The organism is Enterococcus sp. JM9B (assembly GCF_009933265.1).
GTDB classification, from domain to species: Bacteria; Bacillota; Bacilli; order Lactobacillales; family Enterococcaceae; genus Enterococcus_C; species Enterococcus_C songbeiensis.
In genome coordinates, this window is sequence record NZ_MAEK01000008.1 from 49024 (window position 1) to 69773 (window position 20750).

General features: G+C 39.3%; 27 protein-coding genes. 22 read left to right on the forward strand and 5 right to left on the reverse strand.

The features are described from left to right. The first annotated feature begins 3 nt into the window (after positions 1-3). The gene (locus tag BAU16_RS02525) at positions 4-594 is read left to right on the forward strand and encodes a YpiB family protein (RefSeq protein ID WP_048603120.1); all 591 of its coding nucleotides are present in this window, start codon (positions 4-6) and stop codon (positions 592-594) included. A gap of 76 nt (positions 595-670) precedes the next feature. Here the strand turns inward: BAU16_RS02525 and BAU16_RS02530 are convergent, their stop codons facing one another. Then, positions 671-1570, reverse strand: a complete 900-nt coding sequence (locus BAU16_RS02530; protein WP_048603119.1) for a YitT family protein — start codon at positions 1568-1570, stop codon at positions 671-673. A gap of 134 nt (positions 1571-1704) precedes the next feature. Here BAU16_RS02530 and BAU16_RS02535 point away from each other — a divergent pair, with 134 nt between their 5' ends. From BAU16_RS02535 to rpmG, 5 genes are all read left to right on the forward strand, one after another. Further along, complete coding sequence (locus BAU16_RS02535) at positions 1705-2073, forward strand: nucleotide pyrophosphohydrolase (protein WP_161526374.1); 369 nt, start codon at positions 1705-1707, stop codon at positions 2071-2073. Beyond that, positions 2060-3271, forward strand: coding sequence for a CCA tRNA nucleotidyltransferase (locus BAU16_RS02540; protein ID WP_137605840.1), 1212 nt, complete (start codon positions 2060-2062; stop codon positions 3269-3271). Before BAU16_RS02535 ends, BAU16_RS02540 begins: the two co-directional genes overlap by 14 nt. Continuing rightward, entirely contained in the window at positions 3268-3627 is a 360-nt protein-coding gene (locus tag BAU16_RS02545) for a thioesterase family protein (RefSeq protein WP_137605841.1), read from the forward strand. Before BAU16_RS02540 ends, BAU16_RS02545 begins: the two co-directional genes overlap by 4 nt. A 77-nt stretch (positions 3628-3704) precedes the next feature. Further along, a complete protein-coding gene (locus tag BAU16_RS02550) occupies positions 3705-4157 on the forward strand; it encodes a hypothetical protein (protein WP_048603116.1) in 453 nt (150 codons plus the stop codon). A 190-nt stretch (positions 4158-4347) separates the two neighbouring features. Further along, positions 4348-4497 carry a 50S ribosomal protein L33 gene (gene rpmG, locus BAU16_RS02555; RefSeq protein ID WP_082147212.1) on the forward strand — a complete coding sequence of 50 codons (150 nt, stop codon included), beginning with the start codon at positions 4348-4350 and terminating at the stop codon, positions 4495-4497. Between the two features lie 137 nt (positions 4498-4634). Here the strand turns inward: rpmG and BAU16_RS02560 are convergent, their stop codons facing one another. Further along, entirely contained in the window at positions 4635-5561 is a 927-nt protein-coding gene (locus BAU16_RS02560) for an ABC transporter substrate-binding protein (protein WP_137605842.1), read from the reverse strand. 176 nt (positions 5562-5737) lie between these two features. Here BAU16_RS02560 and BAU16_RS02565 point away from each other — a divergent pair, with 176 nt between their 5' ends. From BAU16_RS02565 to BAU16_RS02585, 5 genes are all read left to right on the forward strand, one after another. Beyond that, a complete protein-coding gene (locus tag BAU16_RS02565) occupies positions 5738-6541 on the forward strand; it encodes an ABC transporter ATP-binding protein (RefSeq protein ID WP_048603114.1) in 804 nt (267 codons plus the stop codon). Beyond that, positions 6528-7511: a FecCD family ABC transporter permease gene (locus BAU16_RS02570; protein ID WP_137605843.1), complete on the forward strand. Its 984-nt coding sequence runs from the start codon at positions 6528-6530 to the stop codon at positions 7509-7511. The genes BAU16_RS02565 and BAU16_RS02570 overlap by 14 nt, the downstream gene beginning before the upstream one ends. Continuing rightward, complete coding sequence (locus tag BAU16_RS02575; RefSeq protein ID WP_137605844.1) at positions 7508-8485, forward strand: FecCD family ABC transporter permease; 978 nt, start codon at positions 7508-7510, stop codon at positions 8483-8485. Before BAU16_RS02570 ends, BAU16_RS02575 begins: the two co-directional genes overlap by 4 nt. Positions 8486-8563: 78 nt before the next feature. Further along, a complete protein-coding gene (locus BAU16_RS02580) occupies positions 8564-9106 on the forward strand; it encodes a 5-formyltetrahydrofolate cyclo-ligase (RefSeq protein ID WP_048603111.1) in 543 nt (180 codons plus the stop codon). Between the two features lie 11 nt (positions 9107-9117). Continuing rightward, positions 9118-9819 carry a rhomboid family intramembrane serine protease gene (locus BAU16_RS02585; protein WP_137605845.1) on the forward strand — a complete coding sequence of 234 codons (702 nt, stop codon included), beginning with the start codon at positions 9118-9120 and terminating at the stop codon, positions 9817-9819. A gap of 55 nt (positions 9820-9874) precedes the next feature. On the opposite strand, the gene BAU16_RS02590 is transcribed toward BAU16_RS02585, so the two are convergent. Beyond that, positions 9875-10507, reverse strand: a complete 633-nt coding sequence (locus BAU16_RS02590; protein WP_137605846.1) for an HAD family hydrolase — start codon at positions 10505-10507, stop codon at positions 9875-9877. Between the two features lie 362 nt (positions 10508-10869). On the opposite strand from BAU16_RS02590, the gene BAU16_RS02595 reads away from it, so the two are divergent. The 7 genes from BAU16_RS02595 (at position 10870) to BAU16_RS02625 (ending at position 15266) form a co-directional block, all read left to right on the forward strand. Then, positions 10870-11235, forward strand: a complete 366-nt coding sequence (locus BAU16_RS02595) for a nuclear transport factor 2 family protein (protein ID WP_137605768.1) — start codon at positions 10870-10872, stop codon at positions 11233-11235. Between the two features lie 190 nt (positions 11236-11425). Further along, positions 11426-11632: a YqgQ family protein gene (locus tag BAU16_RS02600; protein WP_048603106.1), complete on the forward strand. Its 207-nt coding sequence runs from the start codon at positions 11426-11428 to the stop codon at positions 11630-11632. 6 nt (positions 11633-11638) lie between these two features. Continuing rightward, the gene (locus tag BAU16_RS02605; protein ID WP_048603105.1) at positions 11639-12604 is read left to right on the forward strand and encodes an ROK family glucokinase; all 966 of its coding nucleotides are present in this window, start codon (positions 11639-11641) and stop codon (positions 12602-12604) included. A 15-nt stretch (positions 12605-12619) separates the two neighbouring features. Continuing rightward, entirely contained in the window at positions 12620-13018 is a 399-nt protein-coding gene (locus BAU16_RS02610) for a rhodanese-like domain-containing protein (protein ID WP_048603104.1), read from the forward strand. Positions 13019-13117: 99 nt separating this feature from the next. Beyond that, positions 13118-13471 (forward strand): DUF488 domain-containing protein, encoded by a 354-nt coding sequence (locus tag BAU16_RS02615; protein WP_137605767.1) that lies wholly within the window; start codon positions 13118-13120, stop codon positions 13469-13471. Continuing rightward, positions 13468-14154, forward strand: coding sequence for an FAD/NAD(P)-binding protein (locus tag BAU16_RS02620; protein ID WP_161526375.1), 687 nt, complete (start codon positions 13468-13470; stop codon positions 14152-14154). Before BAU16_RS02615 ends, BAU16_RS02620 begins: the two co-directional genes overlap by 4 nt. Before the next feature lie 2 nt (positions 14155-14156). Then, positions 14157-15266 (forward strand): hypothetical protein, encoded by a 1110-nt coding sequence (locus BAU16_RS02625; protein WP_161526376.1) that lies wholly within the window; start codon positions 14157-14159, stop codon positions 15264-15266. Between the two features lie 22 nt (positions 15267-15288). Here BAU16_RS02625 and BAU16_RS02630 read toward each other — a convergent pair whose 3' ends face one another. Further along, positions 15289-15456: a DUF3042 family protein gene (locus BAU16_RS02630; RefSeq protein WP_069959616.1), complete on the reverse strand. Its 168-nt coding sequence runs from the start codon at positions 15454-15456 to the stop codon at positions 15289-15291. A 143-nt stretch (positions 15457-15599) separates the two neighbouring features. On the opposite strand from BAU16_RS02630, the gene BAU16_RS02635 reads away from it, so the two are divergent. The 4 genes from BAU16_RS02635 to BAU16_RS02650 all read left to right on the forward strand — a co-directional run bounded on the left by BAU16_RS02635 (position 15600) and on the right by BAU16_RS02650 (position 20321). After that, complete coding sequence (locus BAU16_RS02635; RefSeq protein ID WP_137605765.1) at positions 15600-16760, forward strand: galactokinase; 1161 nt, start codon at positions 15600-15602, stop codon at positions 16758-16760. Positions 16761-16838: 78 nt separating this feature from the next. Next, positions 16839-17828 (forward strand): UDP-glucose 4-epimerase GalE, encoded by a 990-nt coding sequence (gene galE, locus BAU16_RS02640; RefSeq protein ID WP_048603100.1) that lies wholly within the window; start codon positions 16839-16841, stop codon positions 17826-17828. Positions 17829-17843: 15 nt separating this feature from the next. Further along, on the forward strand, positions 17844-19322 hold the full coding sequence (gene galT / locus BAU16_RS02645; protein WP_137605764.1) for a UDP-glucose--hexose-1-phosphate uridylyltransferase: 1479 nt from the start codon (positions 17844-17846) through the stop codon (positions 19320-19322). Between the two features lie 12 nt (positions 19323-19334). Continuing rightward, the gene (locus BAU16_RS02650; protein WP_137605763.1) at positions 19335-20321 is read left to right on the forward strand and encodes a LacI family DNA-binding transcriptional regulator; all 987 of its coding nucleotides are present in this window, start codon (positions 19335-19337) and stop codon (positions 20319-20321) included. Between the two features lie 90 nt (positions 20322-20411). Here the strand turns inward: BAU16_RS02650 and BAU16_RS02655 are convergent. Beyond that, positions 20412-20750, reverse strand: a 339-nt coding sequence (locus tag BAU16_RS02655; RefSeq protein ID WP_161526377.1) for a transposase, incomplete at its 5' end; no start/stop codon positions are given.

Consider the following 20750-nt stretch of genomic DNA (forward strand, 5'->3'; position numbering starts at 1 on the left):
ACAATGGTTGTAACTATCAAAGAAAAAAAGAATTTTCTAAACTGGTTTGTTGCGAATGCTTCATTTAGTCGGCGGGAAGTATCTTGGATTTTGAATTATTTAATCAACCACGAGTCGATTTTGCAAAATGTTCATTTTGTTGAAGGAGTCAAAATGACTAACCGTGGATTGCAGATTCGCGAGGTATCCTTTAGTGGGGAACCGTTGACTTTGCAAATTGATGGGCAACGATTTCACGACAGCGATCAGATTTTTCATGAGATTCGTTTAAATTGGAAAGAACCGCTTTATATTGAGTGTCTATTTAAAAATGCCTGGAATCAACCGGCCTATCTTTCGGTACTGGAGGATAACCCCTATTTGCGATGGAACGATATCGTAAGTGAAGGAATCATCGATCGCATCGATACTTATTTGAAGCAGGAAGAGATCCAAGCGCAAATTCGCTTGCTGTATCAGCAAATCGATGCCGCTTTGGAAGCAGGGGACAAAAATGCCTTCTTTGAATTATCAGATGAAGTCAATCGCGAATTGTTACGATTGCGTGAAGCAAATGGAAATCACTCCCAACTTTTAGAAGACAATCCAAAATAAAAGACAAGAGCTTTTACAGTTTCCGTCAATCGGCTGGATAAATCCGGCAGGAAGCTGTCAAAAGCTCTTGTTTTAATTACTCTATTTTTGTACCATTTGGCGTTTTTCGCTTGAATAAGGCGTTCTTCGGCTTCATGTAGGTAAAACCCTCACCTTCGACTTCATGGACGTTGATGATGGAAACAAAGGCCCGTTCATCAAATTCATGAACAATGCGTTTAACCTCAGAAATTTCCCGTGCGCTGACCACCATATAAATGATTTTCTTTTCTACACCGGAAAAACCGCCTTCGCCTTTGATGTAGCTGACACCCCGTTGTAATTCAGACATTAGGACAGGGGTAATTTGCTCAGTGAAATTGGAAATAATCAAGACACCCTTTGCCGAGTACCCGCCGTCTAGGATTGTATCGACGATTCGAGAAAAAACATAAGAAAAAATGAGGGTGTACATCATTCGTTGCAGGTCAATATATGTTAAGGAGGCTGTCAGAACGAGGATGTCAAAAAAGAATAAGGAACGCCCCATCGTGATTCCAAATTTTTGCTCCAGCACGCGTGCTAGAACATCACTACCTCCTGTCGTTCCCCCTACGCGATAAATAATCCCACTGCCGATGCCGGCAAATAATCCTGCAATGAGAGCGGCAATCAACAAATCGTGTTGAATGTCGATACTAAAAGAAATATGCTGCCAGAAAAAAAGCCAGCCGGAAAGAGCCACTGTTCCAATAATCGTATAAAAAAAAGACCTTCTTCCCAATATTTTTCCGCCTAATAAAATGATCGGAATATTTAGTATCAAAGTACTTAATGCCGGATTGATTCCAAACAGTGCCCGCAGAATCAGAGTGATCCCCGTCACGCCGCCTTCTGCCAAACTATTGGGAATATTGAAATAAATCAGACCGAAAGCATAAATAAGTGTTCCCAGTAAAATGATCAGTGTATCTTTGATTGTTCTTGAAAAATCCATGAAATCACGCTCCAGTTGCAACTAATGTAGCTTTAATGTAGCACGAAAAAAAATTCTTCACAATCATTCTGTTGTTCTATGCTAGGAAAAAGAGTCTACTTTTGATAAGATAAAGGAAAATAGAGGTGAAAAAAGTGACAGAAAAACGATCATTGGTTTCCATGCAAGAAGAAGTAGATACCTATATCCAACAATTCAAAACCGGCTATTTCAGCCCATTGGCGCAAATGGCTCGTTTGACAGAAGAAGTTGGCGAACTGGCGCGAGAGATCAATCATTATCACGGGGAAAAAGCCAAGAAAGATTCGGAAGGACAAAAAACCGTTGCGGAAGAATTAGGGGATGTATTGTTTGTCACTTTGATCATGGCCAATTCATTGAACATCGACTTGACTGAGGTATTCGAAGAAAATATGGAGAAATTCAATCGGCGGGATCGCTATCGTTTTGAACGCAAAGATGGAAAAACCGCAGAAATGGAAAAAAACGATGAAATTAAATAAATTACCGGAAGAATTTACAAAAGCTTCGCCCGTTTTGAAACAAATCGAAGAAGCTGGTTATGAGGCATATTTTGTTGGTGGGAGCGTTCGGGATGCATTGTTGGGACAACCAATCCATGACGTAGATATTGCGACCAGTGCTTTTCCTGCAGAAATCAAAGAAATTTTTAAACGGACCATCGACATTGGGATTGAACATGGGACCGTGCTGGTTCTTCATGAAGAGGAACAATATGAGATCACAACTTTTCGAACAGAATCAACCTATCAGGATTTTCGGCGACCAGACCATGTAGAGTTTGTTCGTTCCTTAGCAGAAGATCTGAAAAGGCGAGATTTCACGATCAACGCCTTTGCTTTAAAAGAAGATCATACGATTATTGATTTGTTCGATGGCTTATCGGATTTGGATCAAAAAGTCTTGCGAGCAGTAGGCAACCCTCATGAACGGTTTCATGAAGATGCGTTACGCATGATGCGAGGCCTGCGATTTATCAGCCAACTGGGTTTTGAGATGGAGCAGGAAACTTTTTCAGCCATTTATGAGAACCATGCCTTGTTAGAAAAAATTTCCATTGAACGAATTTATATCGAATTCAATAAATTGCTTTTAGGAAATTACCGAACCCGAGCAATCAAGAACTTTGTTGAAACTGAATGCTATCAGTATTGCCCAGGATTCAGGGACAAGGGAGCAGAGCTGCTGAATTTTGCTGATTTACCTCCCCAAAAAATTGCGACGGAAGCTCAGGCATGGGCGTTATTATTGGATCAGCTTTTAGTGAAAGCGGAAGAAATTCGTTCCTTTTTAAAAAAATGGAAAGCTTCCAATGAACTGATTACTCATACTCAAGCGATTTTTCGCGGGATGCAGCTTCGCAAAGATCATTTTTGGCAACCATTAGAACTTTATCATCTTGGCAGTTTTGCTTTATCAGCAGAAGAAATGATGCCATATTTTTCGGTCGAATCCGACCAAATGGCAGTGGAGGCAGCGTTAGATGATTTACCCATCCGTTCATTAAAGGACCTCGCCATCAACGGACGGGATTTATTGACGACCTTTGATTTAAAATCCGGAAAATGGGTCAAAGAAGTGTTGACGTGCTGCGAAGAAGCCGTGGTATTAAGAAAAATTAAAAATACACGTTCTACTTTGATTGAATTTGCAAAAAAACAGTTGGAGGAAGAAAAATGAATCCCACCAAAGAATTTACCGTCACTCCTGAATTTACCGCTTTAGCAGTTGGTTCAGGAGGACTAGACGTTTTAGCGACACCAGCCCTAGTGACAATGATTGAAAATACGTGTTATAATTACCTTGAAGAACTTCTGAGTAAAGAGGAAACCAGTGTTGGTGTCCAAATCACGCTTCATCATATTGCCCCTTCAAAGGTGGGTGCGCAGATTCAAATTGTGGTGAATACCATCACGGACGAAGGAAAAAAAGTCGGATTTCAGTTTGAAGCTTTTGAGAATGGTCGAGTAATCGCCCGTGGGGAGCATCAGCGAGTGATTGTAAATACTCAGAAATTTTTATCAAAACTTTCGTAATGTAAGCATTATCTAAACGATTGTGCATTAGGTATGCTACACTAAAAACGTAAAACATAAAGTGAGGAGATCAAAATATGTCAAGAGAAATGAAAGCACTAAAATTTTACTTTAGAAATGGAGAAACATGGACGATTGAACGTCGTCACATCGGTGATCTATGGATCAAACAAATTACGACTAGTTATGGACGAATCAATGGAAGCGAATTCGTAGAAATCCATCCATGTGCTGGTTTTAAAATTGAAATTTTCCAAGAAGGCGATCATGTTGCTACGCAAGATATCAATCTTGGCGGTTTGGAATTAGGCATGTTTTCTCGAGCATTAAAATATGAAGACATCGAACGGATGGAAATTTTATTCCGCACGGGAACCCCAGATTTAGTTTACTTCCCATACAAAGACAAAGATACAGAAGGATTGGATAATGTTTATCAATCCACAAAAGTCAGTGAAAAAACAAAGAGTCTATATATCGTAATCGATCCAACGCAAACTGTTGATGAAGTTTATGGTGAATTTTTTTAATTAGACTGCAGTAAGAATTGATCCGAGCGAAGATGTTCGGATCAATTCTTTTAATTTTGAAATTTTTTTCGTCAAGTAAAACTACTTAACAAAATCCATAAAAAGACTAGCGTTCACGAAAAAAACATGATATTATATTTAGGTCTGAGAGAGATCTTGGAGAATGCTAGTGAATAGGGGAGGGAAAACAATGCGCGTAAACATCACATTAGAATGCACTTCTTGCAAAGAACGCAATTATCTAACAAGCAAAAACAAACGTAACAGCCCTGACCGCTTGGAAAAGAAAAAATATTGCCCACGCGAAAGAAAAGTTACTTTACATCGTGAAACTAAATAATTTTTATTTGGCACTTGAAACCTGTTTTTACGGCGTTTCAAGTGTTTTTTATTTGTTAACCGATAGAAAATAAAAAAATCCGCTCATCATCGACAAACGGATTTTCTAAGAGAAAGTAGATAAAAATCTGTATAAACTTAGTTGAGTTTTTCTTGAATATCCTCAACCATCTGAGTATAGGCGATTGGTCCATTGTAGAGCCAACTGCTCTCAGGTCCAAATTCCCACAAATGATTGTTTTTGACTGCGGGGATGTTTTGCCAAATTTGATCGTCAAACATGGCAGCACCCGTGTCACTATTAACAAGAATCAAATAATCTGCATCAAGCTGAGCGAGTTTTTCTAATGAGACTGCGGACCAGTCAGAAGTTGCTGATTGACTGATTTCCTTGGTGAGATTGGGTACTTCAAAGCCTAATTGGTCATAAAGTAAATTACCGCTGGAGCGGTTTTCAGCGACCATGAAGGCAGAATTGTTGGTCACCCATAAAACGGCAGCCGATTTTCCGGCAATTTTGTCTTTTAATTCTTCTTTTGCTTGTTTCACAAGAGCTTCGTAATCTGTGATCACTTGGTCTCCTTGTTCACTTTTATCCAGAACGTCGGCAATATCTTTTAATTTTTCCTGCCAGGTGACATCCTCACCATTTTTTACTACATAGGTTGGCGCGATTTTATTGTATTCTGCATATTTGCCGCCTTCGACCATCGAATTGGATTCAATCAGCAGCAAATCTGGTTCAAAACTCAATACGTCTTCATACGGCAGATCAAAATTGATTGTCGGAACATCTTTTAATCCTTCTTGTAAATAGGTTTGAATGGATCCACTGCCAACTGTCCATTGGGCAACTGGTTTAACGTCAAGAGCAACGAGGTAATCTTCCAGATAGCTGCCGATGATCCGTTTCGGGTTGTTCGGGATAGCTACTTTGTGATCCAAAGCATCGGTTTTTGTTTCACTTTTTTCAGTAGAATCATTTTTTTGAGAGCTGCAACCGGCAAAGACGAGGGTGCTTAATAAAAGTACAGGCAGAATCATTTTTCTTGTTATTTTTTTCATCTTGGATTCCTTTCGTAAATGAGAACTGTTATCAATTATAAATACTAACAAACTCAAGGGGAAAGTCAATCATTACTTTCTATTAAATCCTGTAAAATCAATTCTTCTCCTATTGACGAATGAAAAAAATAAGGGGATAATTGAGAACGATTATCAACAATACATAGGAGATACCAATGACGGAATTAAAAACGATTGATTTATCAGTCGGTTATCAAAAACAAAGAATTATAAAAAATTTAACCTTAAAAATTCCAGAAGGACAGATTATAGGCTTGATCGGACCTAACGGCAGTGGAAAATCCACTTTGTTGAAGGCTTTAGCTCGGATTTTGCTTCCCCACGAAGGGACTGTTTTTTTGGATGGTGAAGCGATTCAAACCATTGCAACAAAAGAAGTAGCGAAAAAAATCGCCATGCTGGCACAAGCTAGCGATAGTTCCATCGGCTTGACGATTGAAGAAATTGTTTCCTATGGTCGCTTTCCGTATCAAAAAGGCTTTGGACAGCTGTCCAAAGCAGATTACGAAGCAATTCACTGGGCGATTGAGGCAACTGGGTTGGAAAAACTGGCAAACAAAACGATTCAAACACTATCAGGCGGACAAAAGCAACGAGTTTGGATTGCAATGGCGTTGGCACAAGATACTGATATTGTTATTTTAGATGAACCAACGACCTTTTTAGACCCTGCTCATCAATTGGAAATTTTACAATTATTGCAAAAAATCAATCAAAAGCATGAAAAAACCATCATCATGTCGATTCACGATTTGAATTTGGCTTCTCGATTCTGTGATTATCTTTATGCGTTAAAAGAGGGTGAGATGCTGACCTGTGGAACTCCTGAACAAGTATTGACAAATGACTGTTTGCAACAGTTATTTGAAATTGATGCCTGCTTAGGAACTTTTCCTGACAGTACCAAACCGTTAGTAATAAGTTATGAACTGCGAGGAGCTGCTTATGAAACGGAATAAAATGTCGCTACTTATCGGAGGCCTTTTTTTAGCCTGTCTGCTTTTATTTTATTTTTCTTTGACAAATGGGGCAGTGACTATTTCCAGACAAACTGTTTGGGAGGCGCTTTTTCAATTTGATCCGCAAAATCAGACGCAGCAAATTATCCGCAATTTACGTTTGCCACGAGTCTTGGCTGCCTTTTTGATTGGCGGTGCATTTGCTGTCAGCGGGGCATTGATGCAAGCTGTCACGAAAAATCCTTTGGCTGATTCAGGATTATTGGGAATCAATAGTGGAGCTTCCTTGGGATTGGCATTAAGTTTTGTTTTCTTTCCAACACACGAGGCAACAGCGGTTTTATTTTCATTTTTTGGTGCATTAGGGGCAGCGGGTTTTATTTTCTTGCTGACACGTTTTTCAACCGTCGGGCTTTCGCCGGTTCGATTAGTTTTAGCGGGAGTGGCAATAAGTTCTCTGTTTTCTGCATTGAGTCAATCTTTGTCCCTCTTTTTTGATCTTCAGCAGGATATTGCTTTCTGGTTTATTGGTGGCGTGGCAGCCATTACTTGGAGTCGTTTTTTCAATTTATTGCCTTTTTTTGTTGTTGCGATTATCGGAAGTATTTTTTTATCTGCACAATTGAATGTGTTGACGTTGGGGGATGAAACTGCGATTGGTTTGGGAAAAAATCCCTCTTTTATCCGCAGATTTGCCTTAGTGCTAGTCGTTTTATTGGCAGGAACTGCCGTTTCACTAGTTGGTCCAATTAGTTTTATTGGATTGATGGTTCCTCATGTAGCGCGTCATTTTTCAGAAAGTTATCGTAAAATCGTGCCCTTAAGTATTCTGATGGGAGGCTTTCTGGTTATGCTGGCAGATTTTTGTGCCCGCTTAATCAATCCTCCTTTTGAAACGCCATTTGGCTTGTTGATTGCAGCCATTGGTGTACCTTTCTTACTCTACAAAGTAAGGAGGACAACCCTATGAAGAAACAGACGATTGGTGTAGTTGGTGTTTTGCTTTTGGTTTTTTGTGCCAGTTTGATGATTGGAAAAACGACGTTGGATTTTTCAGAGGTAGCAGCAATTTTTATGAAGGAAGCCACACCAGCACAAACACTGATTTTTTGGAATTTTCGTTTTCCTCGGAGTTTGATTGCCTTAATCGGCGGTTGCGGATTAGCATTTTCCGGTTTTTTATTGCAAGGAACGACCCGAAATGACCTAGCAGATGGCAGTATTCTCGGTATCAATAGCGGTGCTGGATTGTTTGTGATGGTATATCTGGGATTTTTTGCACAGGGTTCTCTTCTTATTTTGCCGATGCTTGCTATGGTGGGAGGAATTTTAGCAGCTATTTTAGTATTTGGCATTGCTTTTCAACGTAAAGAATTTTTATCAATGGAAAAAATTCTTTTAGCCGGAATCGCTGTCAATGCTGGTTTTAGCGCATTGACTTTATTATTAACGATCAAAATTTCTAAAGATAGTTATTCCTTCGTCACTTCTTGGCTTGCCGGTTCAATTTGGGGAACGACGTGGACTGCAGTTACGGCGTTGATTCCGTTTATTCTTATTTTTACAATTTTTGCTTATCGTAAAGTACCAATGCTGACAATTTTAGGCTTTGGAGAAGAACGAGCAATGAGTTTAGGCGTAAAGGTCAATCGGGAACGAATGATTTTATTGGGGACAGCAGTTGGACTGGCAGCCTGTTGTGTCGCATTTACCGGGAGTCTCGGTTTTGTTGGTTTATTGGCTCCGCATATCAGCAAAGCATGGCTTAAACAAGAAACTCGTAACAGCTTCTTAATAAGCGGTGCAATAGGTGGCATATTGGTTTTAGTGGCAGATATTATCGGACGGATTCTTCTTACCAGCGGAGAGATTCCTGCGGGGATTATTATTGCGATCATTGGTGCACCGTATTTTTTATTTTTATTGTTGAGAGATCAATTTTAACTAGCAAACGGCGGATTCGTGTTCTGTCCGTTTGCTATTTCTACTTTTTTTCGATACTATTCACTTATGGGAGCGTTGATGATGAAGAAAGAATTACGAAAAAAAAGCATTGAGAGCTTACAAAAACTTGCGCAAAATGCAGAAGAAAAAAAAGCCAAAGAAAAACAGATTTTAGCTACTTTTTTTGCAAGTGCTTTATGGAAAGAAGCTAAAACAATTGGTCTGATTCGTTCCGTGGGTTTTGAATTTTCCACCGATGGGATTTTTACCCGAGGATTTGAAGAAAAAAAACAATTGGTCGTACCTAAATCATTGAAAGATCGTCGATTGATTTTTTATCATGTCACACCAAAGACTCGTTATGAAACGTCTACATTTGGGGTGGAGGAGCCATTGAGCGATTTGGAGGCACCAAAAGATACGATTGATTTATTGATCGTTCCGGGACTGGTTTTTTCCAGTGAAGGTTATCGAATTGGTTTTGGCGGTGGCTATTATGATCGCTATCTCCAAGATTTTTCTGGCAATACTTGTAGTTTGGCTTTTAAGGAACAGTTAGATGATTCTTGGCAGCCGGAGCCGTTTGATGTACCGATCATGAAACTATTTACAGACAATTAAAAGGAGATTTTATGGATTATCAGACACAACTAAAAATAAAGCGCTGGTTGAACAAACCCTTTGTCACCTATGGATTTTTAGGTATTCAAACAATCGTTTTTGTGATAACTGCGTTGTTTCCACACTCATCTTTAGAAAGCAGCGGGGTCATGTTTGGTCCCTTCGTTTATTTTTATCATGAATATTGGCGTTTTGTTACACCGATTTTTATTCACTTTTCATTGCTTCACTTTGCAGTAAATTCCATCGTTTTGTATTTTATCGGACAGCAGGTTGAAGCAATCTACGGACATTGGCGTTTTTTGATTTTGTATCTATTGAGCGGGGTTCTGGGAAATGCAATGAGTTTTGCTTTTAATACCGCCGGCGTTCAATCTGCCGGGTCCAGTACTTCGATTTTTGGAATTTTTGGCGCCTTTTTGTTGCTAGGGTATTATTTCAAACACAATCCGGCAATCCAAGGAATGGTGCGGCAATTTGCTCTTTTCGTTGGAATGAGTCTGCTGTTTGGTATTTTTGATCAGTCTATTGATATGTGGGGGCATATTGGCGGCATCATCGGTGGATTATTAATGGGGAATATCTTAGCATTACCGAAAAATCATGGGAAATTCTCTATCCATGCACGAATTATATCTGTTTTGATTTTTAGTTTTCTTATCGTGCTTTGTCTTGTTTACGGGTTAAGAAAATATAGTTTATTGATTGGGTAAAAAAGGATGTCGGCCTTTGAGCTGACATCCTTTTTTTAAAATTTTTAAAACAGAATCAGAAAATATCCATGGGTACGAAAGAATAGCGATCAGGTTGGTAAGAAAACGAACGCGGATAGAACCACTTAACGCCTATGCTATAAACTTGCGCATTATTGGCAGCTTGGATATCGGCATTAGAATCACCAAAATAGACCGCAGTTTCTGTCTTTGCTTGAAAATAATCCAGAGCTTTTAGAATTCCTTCTTGATGAGGCTTTGGCTGGATCACATCATCCCCTGTCACGCTAAATGCAATGACTTTTTTTAACCCTAAACACTGCATTGAAATATCATAGGAAATTCTGCCTTTACCAGTCACGACTGCGATATTTTTTTTGCTGGCAGAAAGTTTCGCCAACATGGCTGTGATTTCAGGATTTTCTTTAACAAATTTACTATGTTCTTGTTGATAAATACTGTAATAAAGTGCGAGAGCATCTGAAAAAGCATCAGGATTTGTCAGATTATTCTTTATTATGCCAGCTTCACTCGGTCCAAACCAACTTTCAATTGTCTGATTGGAGAGGGAGACACCATTGTATTTTATAAACACCTGTCGAAAACTTTCAAAACAAATTGGCAGCGTATCCGCCAGTGTACCGTCAAAATCAAAAATAAATGTATTGTACCGTTTCAGCAAGTCCATACTCCTAATTCCTCCAAATTATTTCTTTGACCATTTCTGTAAGATTATCGGCATTTTCGACCAGCTCCACGCAATACTGGCTAAGCCGTTAATCGCCAGTATCAACCCCAAGATGCCCATTTTATTTTCTTCTTTTCTTGCGTTTATAATGAGTATGACAGCCTTCCATTCTTGAGATAGCGTTTTCAAATAATCTTTAGAAATATTTAGAGGATGAATTGAATAAGTTTTGCTCTTTGCAAGCGCTCATCCTATAATGAAGAGAAGATAAAAATGAGGAATACTCACTCTACCAAAGTAGTAAGTAATCGTGGAAACTACGTAACAGAAATCATTGGAAAAAGAAAGCTTAGGAGGGGAAAATGGATCAAAAAACAATTATTAAAGAATGGTTTGAGTCATGGGTAACAAAAGATTTTTCTAAAATTGAGGAATATTTTATTGAGGACATCTATTACCGAGAATGCTATGGGCCGATTTATTGTGGACTGTCACAACTATCTCAGTGGATAGAATCGATGAAAGCAAAGCAAGATGTTTTGGAATGGCGGATTGATCGAATTTTTGCGGTCCAGTCTGATATTTTTGTTGTTGAGTGGTACTTTCGTGCGCGGGAAGAGCAGGAATACGCCTTTGATGGGGTATCAATAATTGAATTTAAGAAAGAAAAAATCAAGAAGTTGACAGAATATCAGGCAAAACATGAGACATATTGTCCGTTTGGGTGAATGAAAACTATCTATTTTTTCCAGTGAAAATCCAAAGTAATTTTTGGTCGAAATAAATCATAGAAATTTGGTACTTTGATATTTAGAACTGTAGATAGTAAGATAGTAGAGAACTGTTTTCTGCTTTTTTTTTGAAATTCTTTTGTACAACAAGAGATTTACTTGTATAATAGTCGAGGAAGTGCTTTATATGGAAACCCTGTACGATGTTCAACAATTATTCAAACAATTCGGAATGTACATTTATGTCGGCAAACGACTGTATGACATCGAATTGATGATGATCGAGTTGCGTAATCTTTATGATGGTCGCGTGATTGATCATGAAACTTATATGACCGCTTGGCGTGTTTTAAAGCGGGAGCATCGCATTGAGGAAAGTCGCGAGAAAGGATAGTTTAGCATGGATAAAAAAATTATTGGTATCGATTTAGGAGGTACCACCGTTAAATTTGCCATCATGACAGTCGATGGAGACATTCAACAAAAATGGAGTATTGAAACCAATATCTTAGATGATGGATCACATATTGTTCCAGATATTATTGAATCAATCAATCACCATTTAAATCTTTACGATATGAAAGCGGATGATTTCTTAGGAATCGGTATGGGGACTCCAGGAAGTGTTGACCGGGAAAAAGGAACTGTTGTGGGTGCCTACAACTTAAACTGGACAACTATCCAGCCTGTTCGTCAACAAATCGAAGAAGGAACCGGAATTCGATTTACTTTAGACAATGATGCCAATGTAGCGGCTCTTGGTGAACGTTGGAAAGGTGCTGGCGAAAATAATCCAGATGTTGTTTTCATCACCTTAGGAACCGGAGTTGGTGGCGGAATCATCGCTGAAGGAAAATTATTGCACGGTGTTGCTGGTTGTGCCGGAGAAGTCGGTCACATTACCGTAGATCCTCATGGATTTGAATGTACCTGTGGCAAGCGTGGTTGTTTAGAAACTGTTTCTAGTGCTACGGGAGTCGTTCGAGTAGCACGACATCTTGCTGAAGAATATGCTGGAGATTCTGAACTGAAAAAACGGTTGGATGATGGTCAGGATATCAGTTCAAAAGATGTTTTTGAATCAGCAGAAAAGGATGATCCTTTTGCTTTGATGGTTGTAGACAAAGTTTGTTTCTATCTAGGATTAGCTTGCGGAAACCTTGGAAATACGCTGAATCCTTCAAGTGTTGTTTTAGGTGGCGGCGTATCTGCAGCAGGAGAATTTTTACGAAGCCGAGTAGAAAACTATTTTAAAGAATTTACATTTCCACAAGTGCGCAACAGCACTCAGATCAAACTAGCAGAATTAGGCAATGAAGCCGGCGTTATCGGAGCAGGTTCATTGGCATTGCAATTTGTAGAATAGAGAGGGTAGAAGTGAATGAGTCCTTTAGCTTGGATCAATATTATTTTATTAGCGATTTTACTAGCGATCGGAGCCAATGAATTGTATCTACGTATCATGGCAAAACGTTCCGCAAAAGTTTTAACGGAAGAAGAATTTAAAGAAGGCATGCGAAAAGCTCAAGTGATTGATGTTCGGGAAAAGGACGAGTTTGATGCAGGACATATTTTAGGGGCACGAAATATCCCTTATTCCGTTTTGTCGAATTCTTACAATAGTATCCGTAAAGATCAACCCGTTTATATTTACGATCAAAAAAAATCGATGAGTATTCGTGCGGCGAATAAATTAAGAAAACAAGGCTACAAAGATATGTATTTGCTAAAGGGCGGCTATCAAAGCTGGACGGGCAAAACAAAATCTAAGAATATTTAAACAAGAAATCACTCTGAAAAGGGTGATTTTTTTTTGAAAAAGCGCAATGATTTTGTGGTTCTTTTTGAAAATGCTACACTTTAAGTGGAGGGGATCGAAATGATCAAATTAAAGAGAATTTATGAAGAAGCAGAACCAACTGACGGATTTAGGGTACTGGTTGATCGCATTTGGCCTCGAGGAATAAAAAAAACAGAGGCTCAATTGGATGAGTGGTTAAAAGAGATTGCGCCAACGACAGCGTTACGAAAATGGTTTAATCATGAATCGGGGAAGTATCCAATGTTTCGAGAAAAATATCTTGCAGAATTAAAAACATCCCCTGCTAAAGAAGCAGTGACTATTTTGCAAGATGACATCCAAAAATATCCAACGGTCACTCTTTTATACGGTGCCAAAAATCAAACCGAGAACCAGGCAGTCGTACTAAAAGAATATTTGGAAAGCCTATGAAAATTGGGATTGTAGGTGCAGGACCTCGAGGCTTGTCTTTGTGTGAGCGCTTAGTGGTAAATCATTCTGCGGCAGATGAACCAATAGAAATTTTTCTTTTTGATCATGTGGGGATTGGCGGCAGCGTTTGGCGAGAAGAGCAATCCAAAAATTTAAAGATGAATACCGTTGCTCAGCAAGTGACTTTATTCACGGATGATCGCGTAGATATAATGGGAAAAAAAAGAAATGGCTTGGATCTTTTTCAATGGAGCAAGCAACTTGGTTATGAATTTATCAAAAGAAATGGTGGCAAAGAAAAACAGTATTTTATGGAAGAAGTATTGCGGCTGAAGGAAAACGATGTCACGAGCAGGGCGCTTTACGGATTCTACCAACGATGGTTTTATCAACAGTTACGGCAACAACTCTCCCCAAAAAAACAAGTGACTTTTTTTAAGACTAAAGTTCTTGCGGCACTTCCTCATAAACAAGGCTTTTTAGTAACCACGGAGCATCAACCACAGTTTGTAGATCAATTGGCACTGGCTACTGGGTATTGGCAAAATGAAGGGACTAAAGAAGAAACGGAATTTTTTCAATATGCGAAAAAAAATGGCTTAATTTACCAACCGCCAAGTAATGCAGCCGATGTCGTGGTGGATTCGATTCCAGGAGCACAGCCGATTTTTTTCGGGGATTAGGATTGGCATTTTTTGATTATCTTAGTTTGTTTTCTTTGCAACGAGGTGGAAAATTTGAAGGAGAGGAAAAATTGCGGTACATCCCTTCAGGCAGAGAGCCGAAAATGTATGCCGTATCTAGACGAGGGGTCCCTTATTTTCCTCGAGGCAAAAATCAAAAAGGATGGGGAGAAGCAGCGAAACCGCATTTTCTGACTCCTGAGTACTTAAATAAAAGAAAACAATCTGCAGAAGTTCCTTCTTTTTTTGATAACATGAAAAAGGAAGTGGAGCTGGTTTATTATCGACAACGAATTCTTGAAGAAAAACTGCCGATTGCTGTTGATACATTTACAAATCAGTTTATTGAAAAGGGTAGAGAAATCCTTTCAACATTTCCTTCGTTGGATAAACAGCGTTGGAATTGGGAGAAGATAGCTGATCCGGCGCGGTTTTTCACAGAATCCTTTCAACAAGAACTGATAGCTTATTTGCAGTGGCAAATTAGTGAGGCGAAAAAAGGAACCATAGATGGGCCGGTAGCTGCAGCAATTGACGTCTGGAAAGATTTGCGAGACCCGGTGCGGTTTATGCTGTTCCATAATTTGTTCAGCAAGGAAGAATTAGAGTGTATGTGGCAATGGTTTGTTCCTTTAGATGCTTTTTTAACAATTGGTCCACCGTTGGAACGAAGTGAAGAGTTGCTTGCGTTGATTGAGTCGGGTATTTTGACGATTCTTCCGCCCAAAACGCCTATTAAATTGTTAGATGAAAAATTTTCTGTTTCTTTAAATGGACAAAAAATTTTATCTGACACATTGATTGAAGCAAGATTACCAGATACACAGCTTTTTGCTACAAGGAATCCTTTGCTGAAAAATCTCCGCCAACAAGGATTGGCAACATCTTTTACTTATTCAGGCAAATTAAAGACTGGTGCATTGGCTGTTGAAAGAAAAACCAATCGTGTGTTGACTTCAAAGGGAATTCCCCAGCCAAACCTTTATTGTTTCGGTCTTCCAGTCGAGGGAGAAGACTGGTTGACGGCAAGCGTTTCTCGTCCAGGAACCAATGCATGGAATCTACGTCAGGCAGATAAGATTTCTCTATTACTAATGAAAAAGAACCGCTGATTAGTGAAATCAGCGGTTCTTTTTAGCGAGCAACACGTTTACGCATTGCTTTCTTACGATTTTCTTCGATCATCGCTTCTTTTTCATCGATTGGATCGATCACTTGTTTTTTGACAGCGAAGACAAATCCTGCTGCTGCCGCTACGGTTGCTAATGTGCCGACTAAGACACCTGAAGCAAATTTTTTCATCGGACTCACTCCATTCCTTATCTTCTTCTTTCATTATGACGGAAACTGCGAAAAATGAAAAGTTAAAACACTTACAAAAACGTTGAAAATATTTAGTAAATATTATATAATAAATTTACTAAATAAAAAGTGAGAGGTGTACGATGAAAAATTTACAAGAGATCTTCAAAGAAAAGTTTGGAACAGAACCAACAGGCGAATATTTTGCGCCAGGAAGAATTAATTTGATTGGTGAGCACACGGATTATAATGGTGGTTTTGTTTTTCCGGCAGCTATCACAATTGGAACATTTGGTGTAGCAAAAAAACGGGAAGACGATCTCGTTCGTTTATATTCGGAGAATTTTCCTGAAAAAGGAATCATCGAATTTTCAATCAATGATCTGCACTATAAAAAAGAGCATGATTGGACAAATTATCCAAAAGGAATGATGCATTTTCTAAAAGAAGACGGACATGCAATCGACACTGGGATGGAAATTGTTTTTTACGGTACGATTCCGAATGGTGCAGGTCTTTCCTCTTCTGCTTCTATCGAACTTTTGACGGGAGTTATTTTAGAAGATTTATTCCAATTGACGGTGAAACGCCTTGACTTGGTCATTACCGGCAAACGAGTAGAAAATAAATTTATCGGTGTTAATTCTGGGATTATGGATCAATTTGCGATTGGCATGGGACAAAAAGATCATGCATTATTATTAGACACGAATACATTGGAATATGAGGTAGTACCGGCAGAATTTGGAGAATACGTGGTTGCAATCATGAACACTAACAAACGGCGAGAATTAGCAGATTCCAAATATAATGAAAGGCGAGCGGAATGTGAAGAAGCATTAAGCCGGTTGCAAACCAAGCTCACGATCAAGTCACTTGGTGAATTGGATGAAGAAACGTTCTATGCTCATACAGAGCTTATCGGAGATGACACGTTGATCAAACGAGCAAAGCATGCGGTCACAGAAAATCAACGGACATTAAAAGCGAAGGCTGCTTTAGTCAAAGGAGATTTAGAAACCTTTGGTAAATTATTGAATGCTTCTCATGACTCTTTACAAAATGATTATGAAGTAACTGGTATCGAATTGGATACACTTGTTTCTGCTGCTCAAGCACAGCCCGGGGTTCTCGGTGCGCGGATGACCGGCGCTGGTTTTGGCGGTTGCGCGATTGCCCTGGTCAAAGATTCTGAATGGGAAAATTTTGTTGCCACAGTGAAGAAGGAGTATAATAATAAAATCGGCTATGCCACAGATATTTATAAAGCAAGCATTGATGACGGGGCAAGAAAACTTTCTTAGGTTACTGAGGCTGTTTTTAGTGGAGCAGGTCGAAAAAAGTGAAAAATTAGTTACCCAACAGACAAAGGAGAAGATAAAATGGCAGTTTTAGTATTAGGCGGGGCAGGTTACATCGGCTCTCATGCTGTTGATCAGCTTATTGAAAAAGGATACGACGTCGTAGTTGTTGATAATTTATTAACCGGACATAAACAGGCAATCCATCCTGCTGCACGTTTTTATGAAGGCGATGTGCGGGACAAACCGTTTTTGCAGCAAGTATTTGAAAAAGAAGCCATCGAAGGTGTCATTCACTTTGCTGCAAGCTCATTAGTAGGAGAATCAGTTGAAAAACCGCTGATGTATTTTAATAACAATGTCCACGGGATGCAGGTGTTATTGGAAGTGATGCAGGAAAATGATGTGAAACATATCGTTTTCTCATCAACAGCCGCTACTTATGGAGAACCAGAAGAAGTACCGATTCGCGAAACAACACCACAAAAGCCTAAAAATCCCTATGGCGAAAGTAAATTAATGATGGAAAAAATGATGAAATGGTGCGACAACGCGTATGGAATGAAATATGTTGCTTTGCGTTACTTTAATGTAGCAGGCGCTAAAGCAGACGCCTCCATCGGGGAAGACCACAATCCGGAAACGCATTTGGTACCGATTATCTTGCAAGTTGCACTAGGGCAACGGAAACAGTTGGCAATTTTTGGGGATGATTATGATACACCTGATGGGACCTGTGTTCGGGACTATGTACAGGTAGAGGATTTGATTGCTGCTCATATCCTTGCATTGGAATATTTAAAAGCGGGCAATGAAAGCAATGCCTTTAATTTAGGAAGCAATCATGGCTATTCTGTCAAAGAAATGTTGGATGCTGCTCGAGAAGTGACAGGAAAAGAAATTCCGGCAAACGTAGCACCACGTCGTGCAGGTGATCCAGGTACTTTGATTGCAGCAAGTGATAAAGCACAGGAAGTATTAGGCTGGAAACCGCAATATACGGATGTAAAAGCAATTATTCAAACGGCTTGGGATTGGCACGTTAGTCATCCAAACGGGTATGAAAAATAGGAGGGAACAGATTTCATGTCAATCAGTCAAACAATCTTTGACTTTACAACTTTAGCCATCCAAGCAGGTGGGTGGATGGATCTTGATCGTCTTTACCTGCATAATCGCTTGTTGGCGCTAATCGGAGAAGATTCGCTGGATGAAACTATCAGCCAAAAACCACAACAGTCATCAGTGGAATTGCTGGATCAATTAATTATGCAAGCCCAAAAAAATGGTGTAATCACAGACACACCGCAAAAAGAAATCTTGGAAAGTCAACTGATGGATTTTTTGACACCGCCACCATCAGTTGTCAATGCACTTTTTGCCCAACAATATGCAAAAAGTCCGCAAGAAGCTACCGATTACTTTTTCGAGTTATGTAAAACAAACGATTACATCAAAACTCGTGCTATTGCAAAAAATATCGTTTTTCCAGTGGAGACAGAATACGGAGAATTGGAAATCACCATTAATCTTTCGAAACCAGAGAAAGATCCTAAACAAATTGCTGCTGCTCGAAATGTGACAGCGGTCAATTATCCTAAATGTATGCTTTGTATGGAAAATGAAGGCTATCAAGGTCGGGTCAATTATCCTGCTCGGACCAATCATCGAATCATTCGGATGAATCTGGATGGGGAGAGTTGGGGTTTTCAATATTCGCCTTATGCGTATTACAATGAACATTGTATTATTTTAGCTGAAGAACATCGACCAATGAAAATCGGCAAGGAGACCTTCGAACGTTTGTTGCGGATTACGGAAGTTTTACCGCATTATTTTGTAGGGTCAAATGCGGATTTGCCAATCGTTGGTGGATCGATTTTATCTCATGACCATTATCAAGGTGGCAGACACACTTTTGCAATGGCAAATGCCCCAATCGAGAAAAATGTGACGTTATCTGACTTTCCAAATGTTCAAGCAGGAATTGTCAAATGGCCTCTTTCCGTTATTCGCTTGCAATCTGCAAAGCAAGAAGAATTGGTGGAGGCAGCAGAATTTATTTTTGAAAAATGGCGTGATTACTCCGATTACTTGGTGGAAATTTCGGCTTACTCGGAAGATGGTACGCCACATCACACGGTCACACCAATTGCTCGTCGTAAAGATAATTTGTTCGAATTAGATTTGGTTTTGCGAGACAATAATGTCTCCGAAGAACACCCGGACGGTATTTTCCATCCTCATCAAGATGTTCAACACATTAAAAAAGAAAATATCGGATTGATCGAAGTCATGGGACTGGCTGTTTTGCCCCCACGTTTAGCTACTGAATTGGTGGAAGTCGAAAAATATCTTTTAGGTGAAGTCAATCAAATCGCACCTTATCATTTGAAATGGGCGAATGAATTGAAAACCAACTATACGTTTACGAAAGAAACAACGGAAGCTATCCTGCGCAAAGAAGTAGGACTGATTTTTGCACGGGTGTTGGAAGATGCCGGTGTTTTCAAACGAGATGAACAAGGACAGGCTGCCTTTGCTCGGTTTATAGAAGTTTTGTGAAGGGAGTAAGGAATGGCTACCATTAAAGATATCGCAGAAAAAGCGGGTGTCTCACCGGCAACCGTTTCTCGCGTATTGAATTATGATCGTGAGCTTTCAGTCGGTCAAGAAACAAAACAAAAGATTTTTGAAGCGGCAGAAGCATTGAATTATACGAAATACAAAATCAAACAGAAAAAAGAAGCGCAGGTTTTTCGTTTAGTCCAATGGTACGAGGCAGAAGAAGAATTGGCGGATTTGTATTATCTCGCAATTCGTTTGGGGATTGAGAATAAAGCAGAAGAATTGAATATCCGCTTGATTAAGGAACCGTTTGATCAGCTTTCCGAAACACAGACGGATGGAACGATTGCTCTGGGGAAATTTGATGGAAAACAAGTCAAACGGTTTTCTCAACTGAATCAGCCGATTCTTTTTGTGGACTATGATGCGATGAGTGAAGGCTATGATTCATTGACGGTTGATTTTCAACAAGCAGTAGATTTGGTAATCGATCATTTTATTGCAGAGGGACATGAGAAAATCGGAATTCTTTCTGGTTTGGAATATACCAAGGGAAACCACAATGAAATTGAAGATCCCCGCTTAACGGCTTTTCGGCAGCGGATGACGCAATTAAAAATATACGATGCGGACAGTCATCTTTCTGCGGAATTTTCCGTGGAAGGTGGTTATCAAGTGATGAAAACTTTTCTTGCGGCGAATAAAGAGTATCCAACCGCTTTTTTTGCTTCCAGTGATGCCTTAGCAATCGGTGCGATGCGGGCGATTCAAGAAAAAGGACTGTCCTTACCAAAGGATATCTCACTGATTGGCTTTAATGATGTCAGTGTTGCCAAGTATGTGTTTCCAGCACTTTCTACCATTAATGTTCCGACTGAATGGATGGGAGAACTGGCTCTAACTACGTTGCAAGATATTAGTAAAGAAAAAGCTCCCGTTCCTAGAAAAATTACATTGGGAACGAAATTAGTTTTACGGGAATCGACAAAAAAGTAAAATGATAGCAAAAAAGGCTCTTTGTCAAATAGTGTTGTTTTGAATTAAATCTGGAAAAGAGAGCATTCCGGTGTTCTCTTTTTTTGTTATTTAAATGATTATACAGAGATTCTGCTGAATAAGAATTCTCTTGCGCAGGTGGCGGAAAGTACGAAAACCAAAAGCAATCCGTTTGATCACTTTGATTAAATTATTTTTCCCTTCAAGCTTGCCGTTGGAATAAGGGTATTTTAAGGCGTTGCAAATCGCTATTCTGTGTTTGTTTAGGTAAAGAATTGCCTTTTTAAACTCCTGATTTAAATGCACTGGAAGGGTATCTATTAAGTTGAAAAAGGTCGTGTGGTCCTTATTTTCGAAGGATTCTAAAAGATCTTGGTAAACGTCATAACTTTCTCTTAACTCTGGATTGATTGATAATAGATGGTCCTT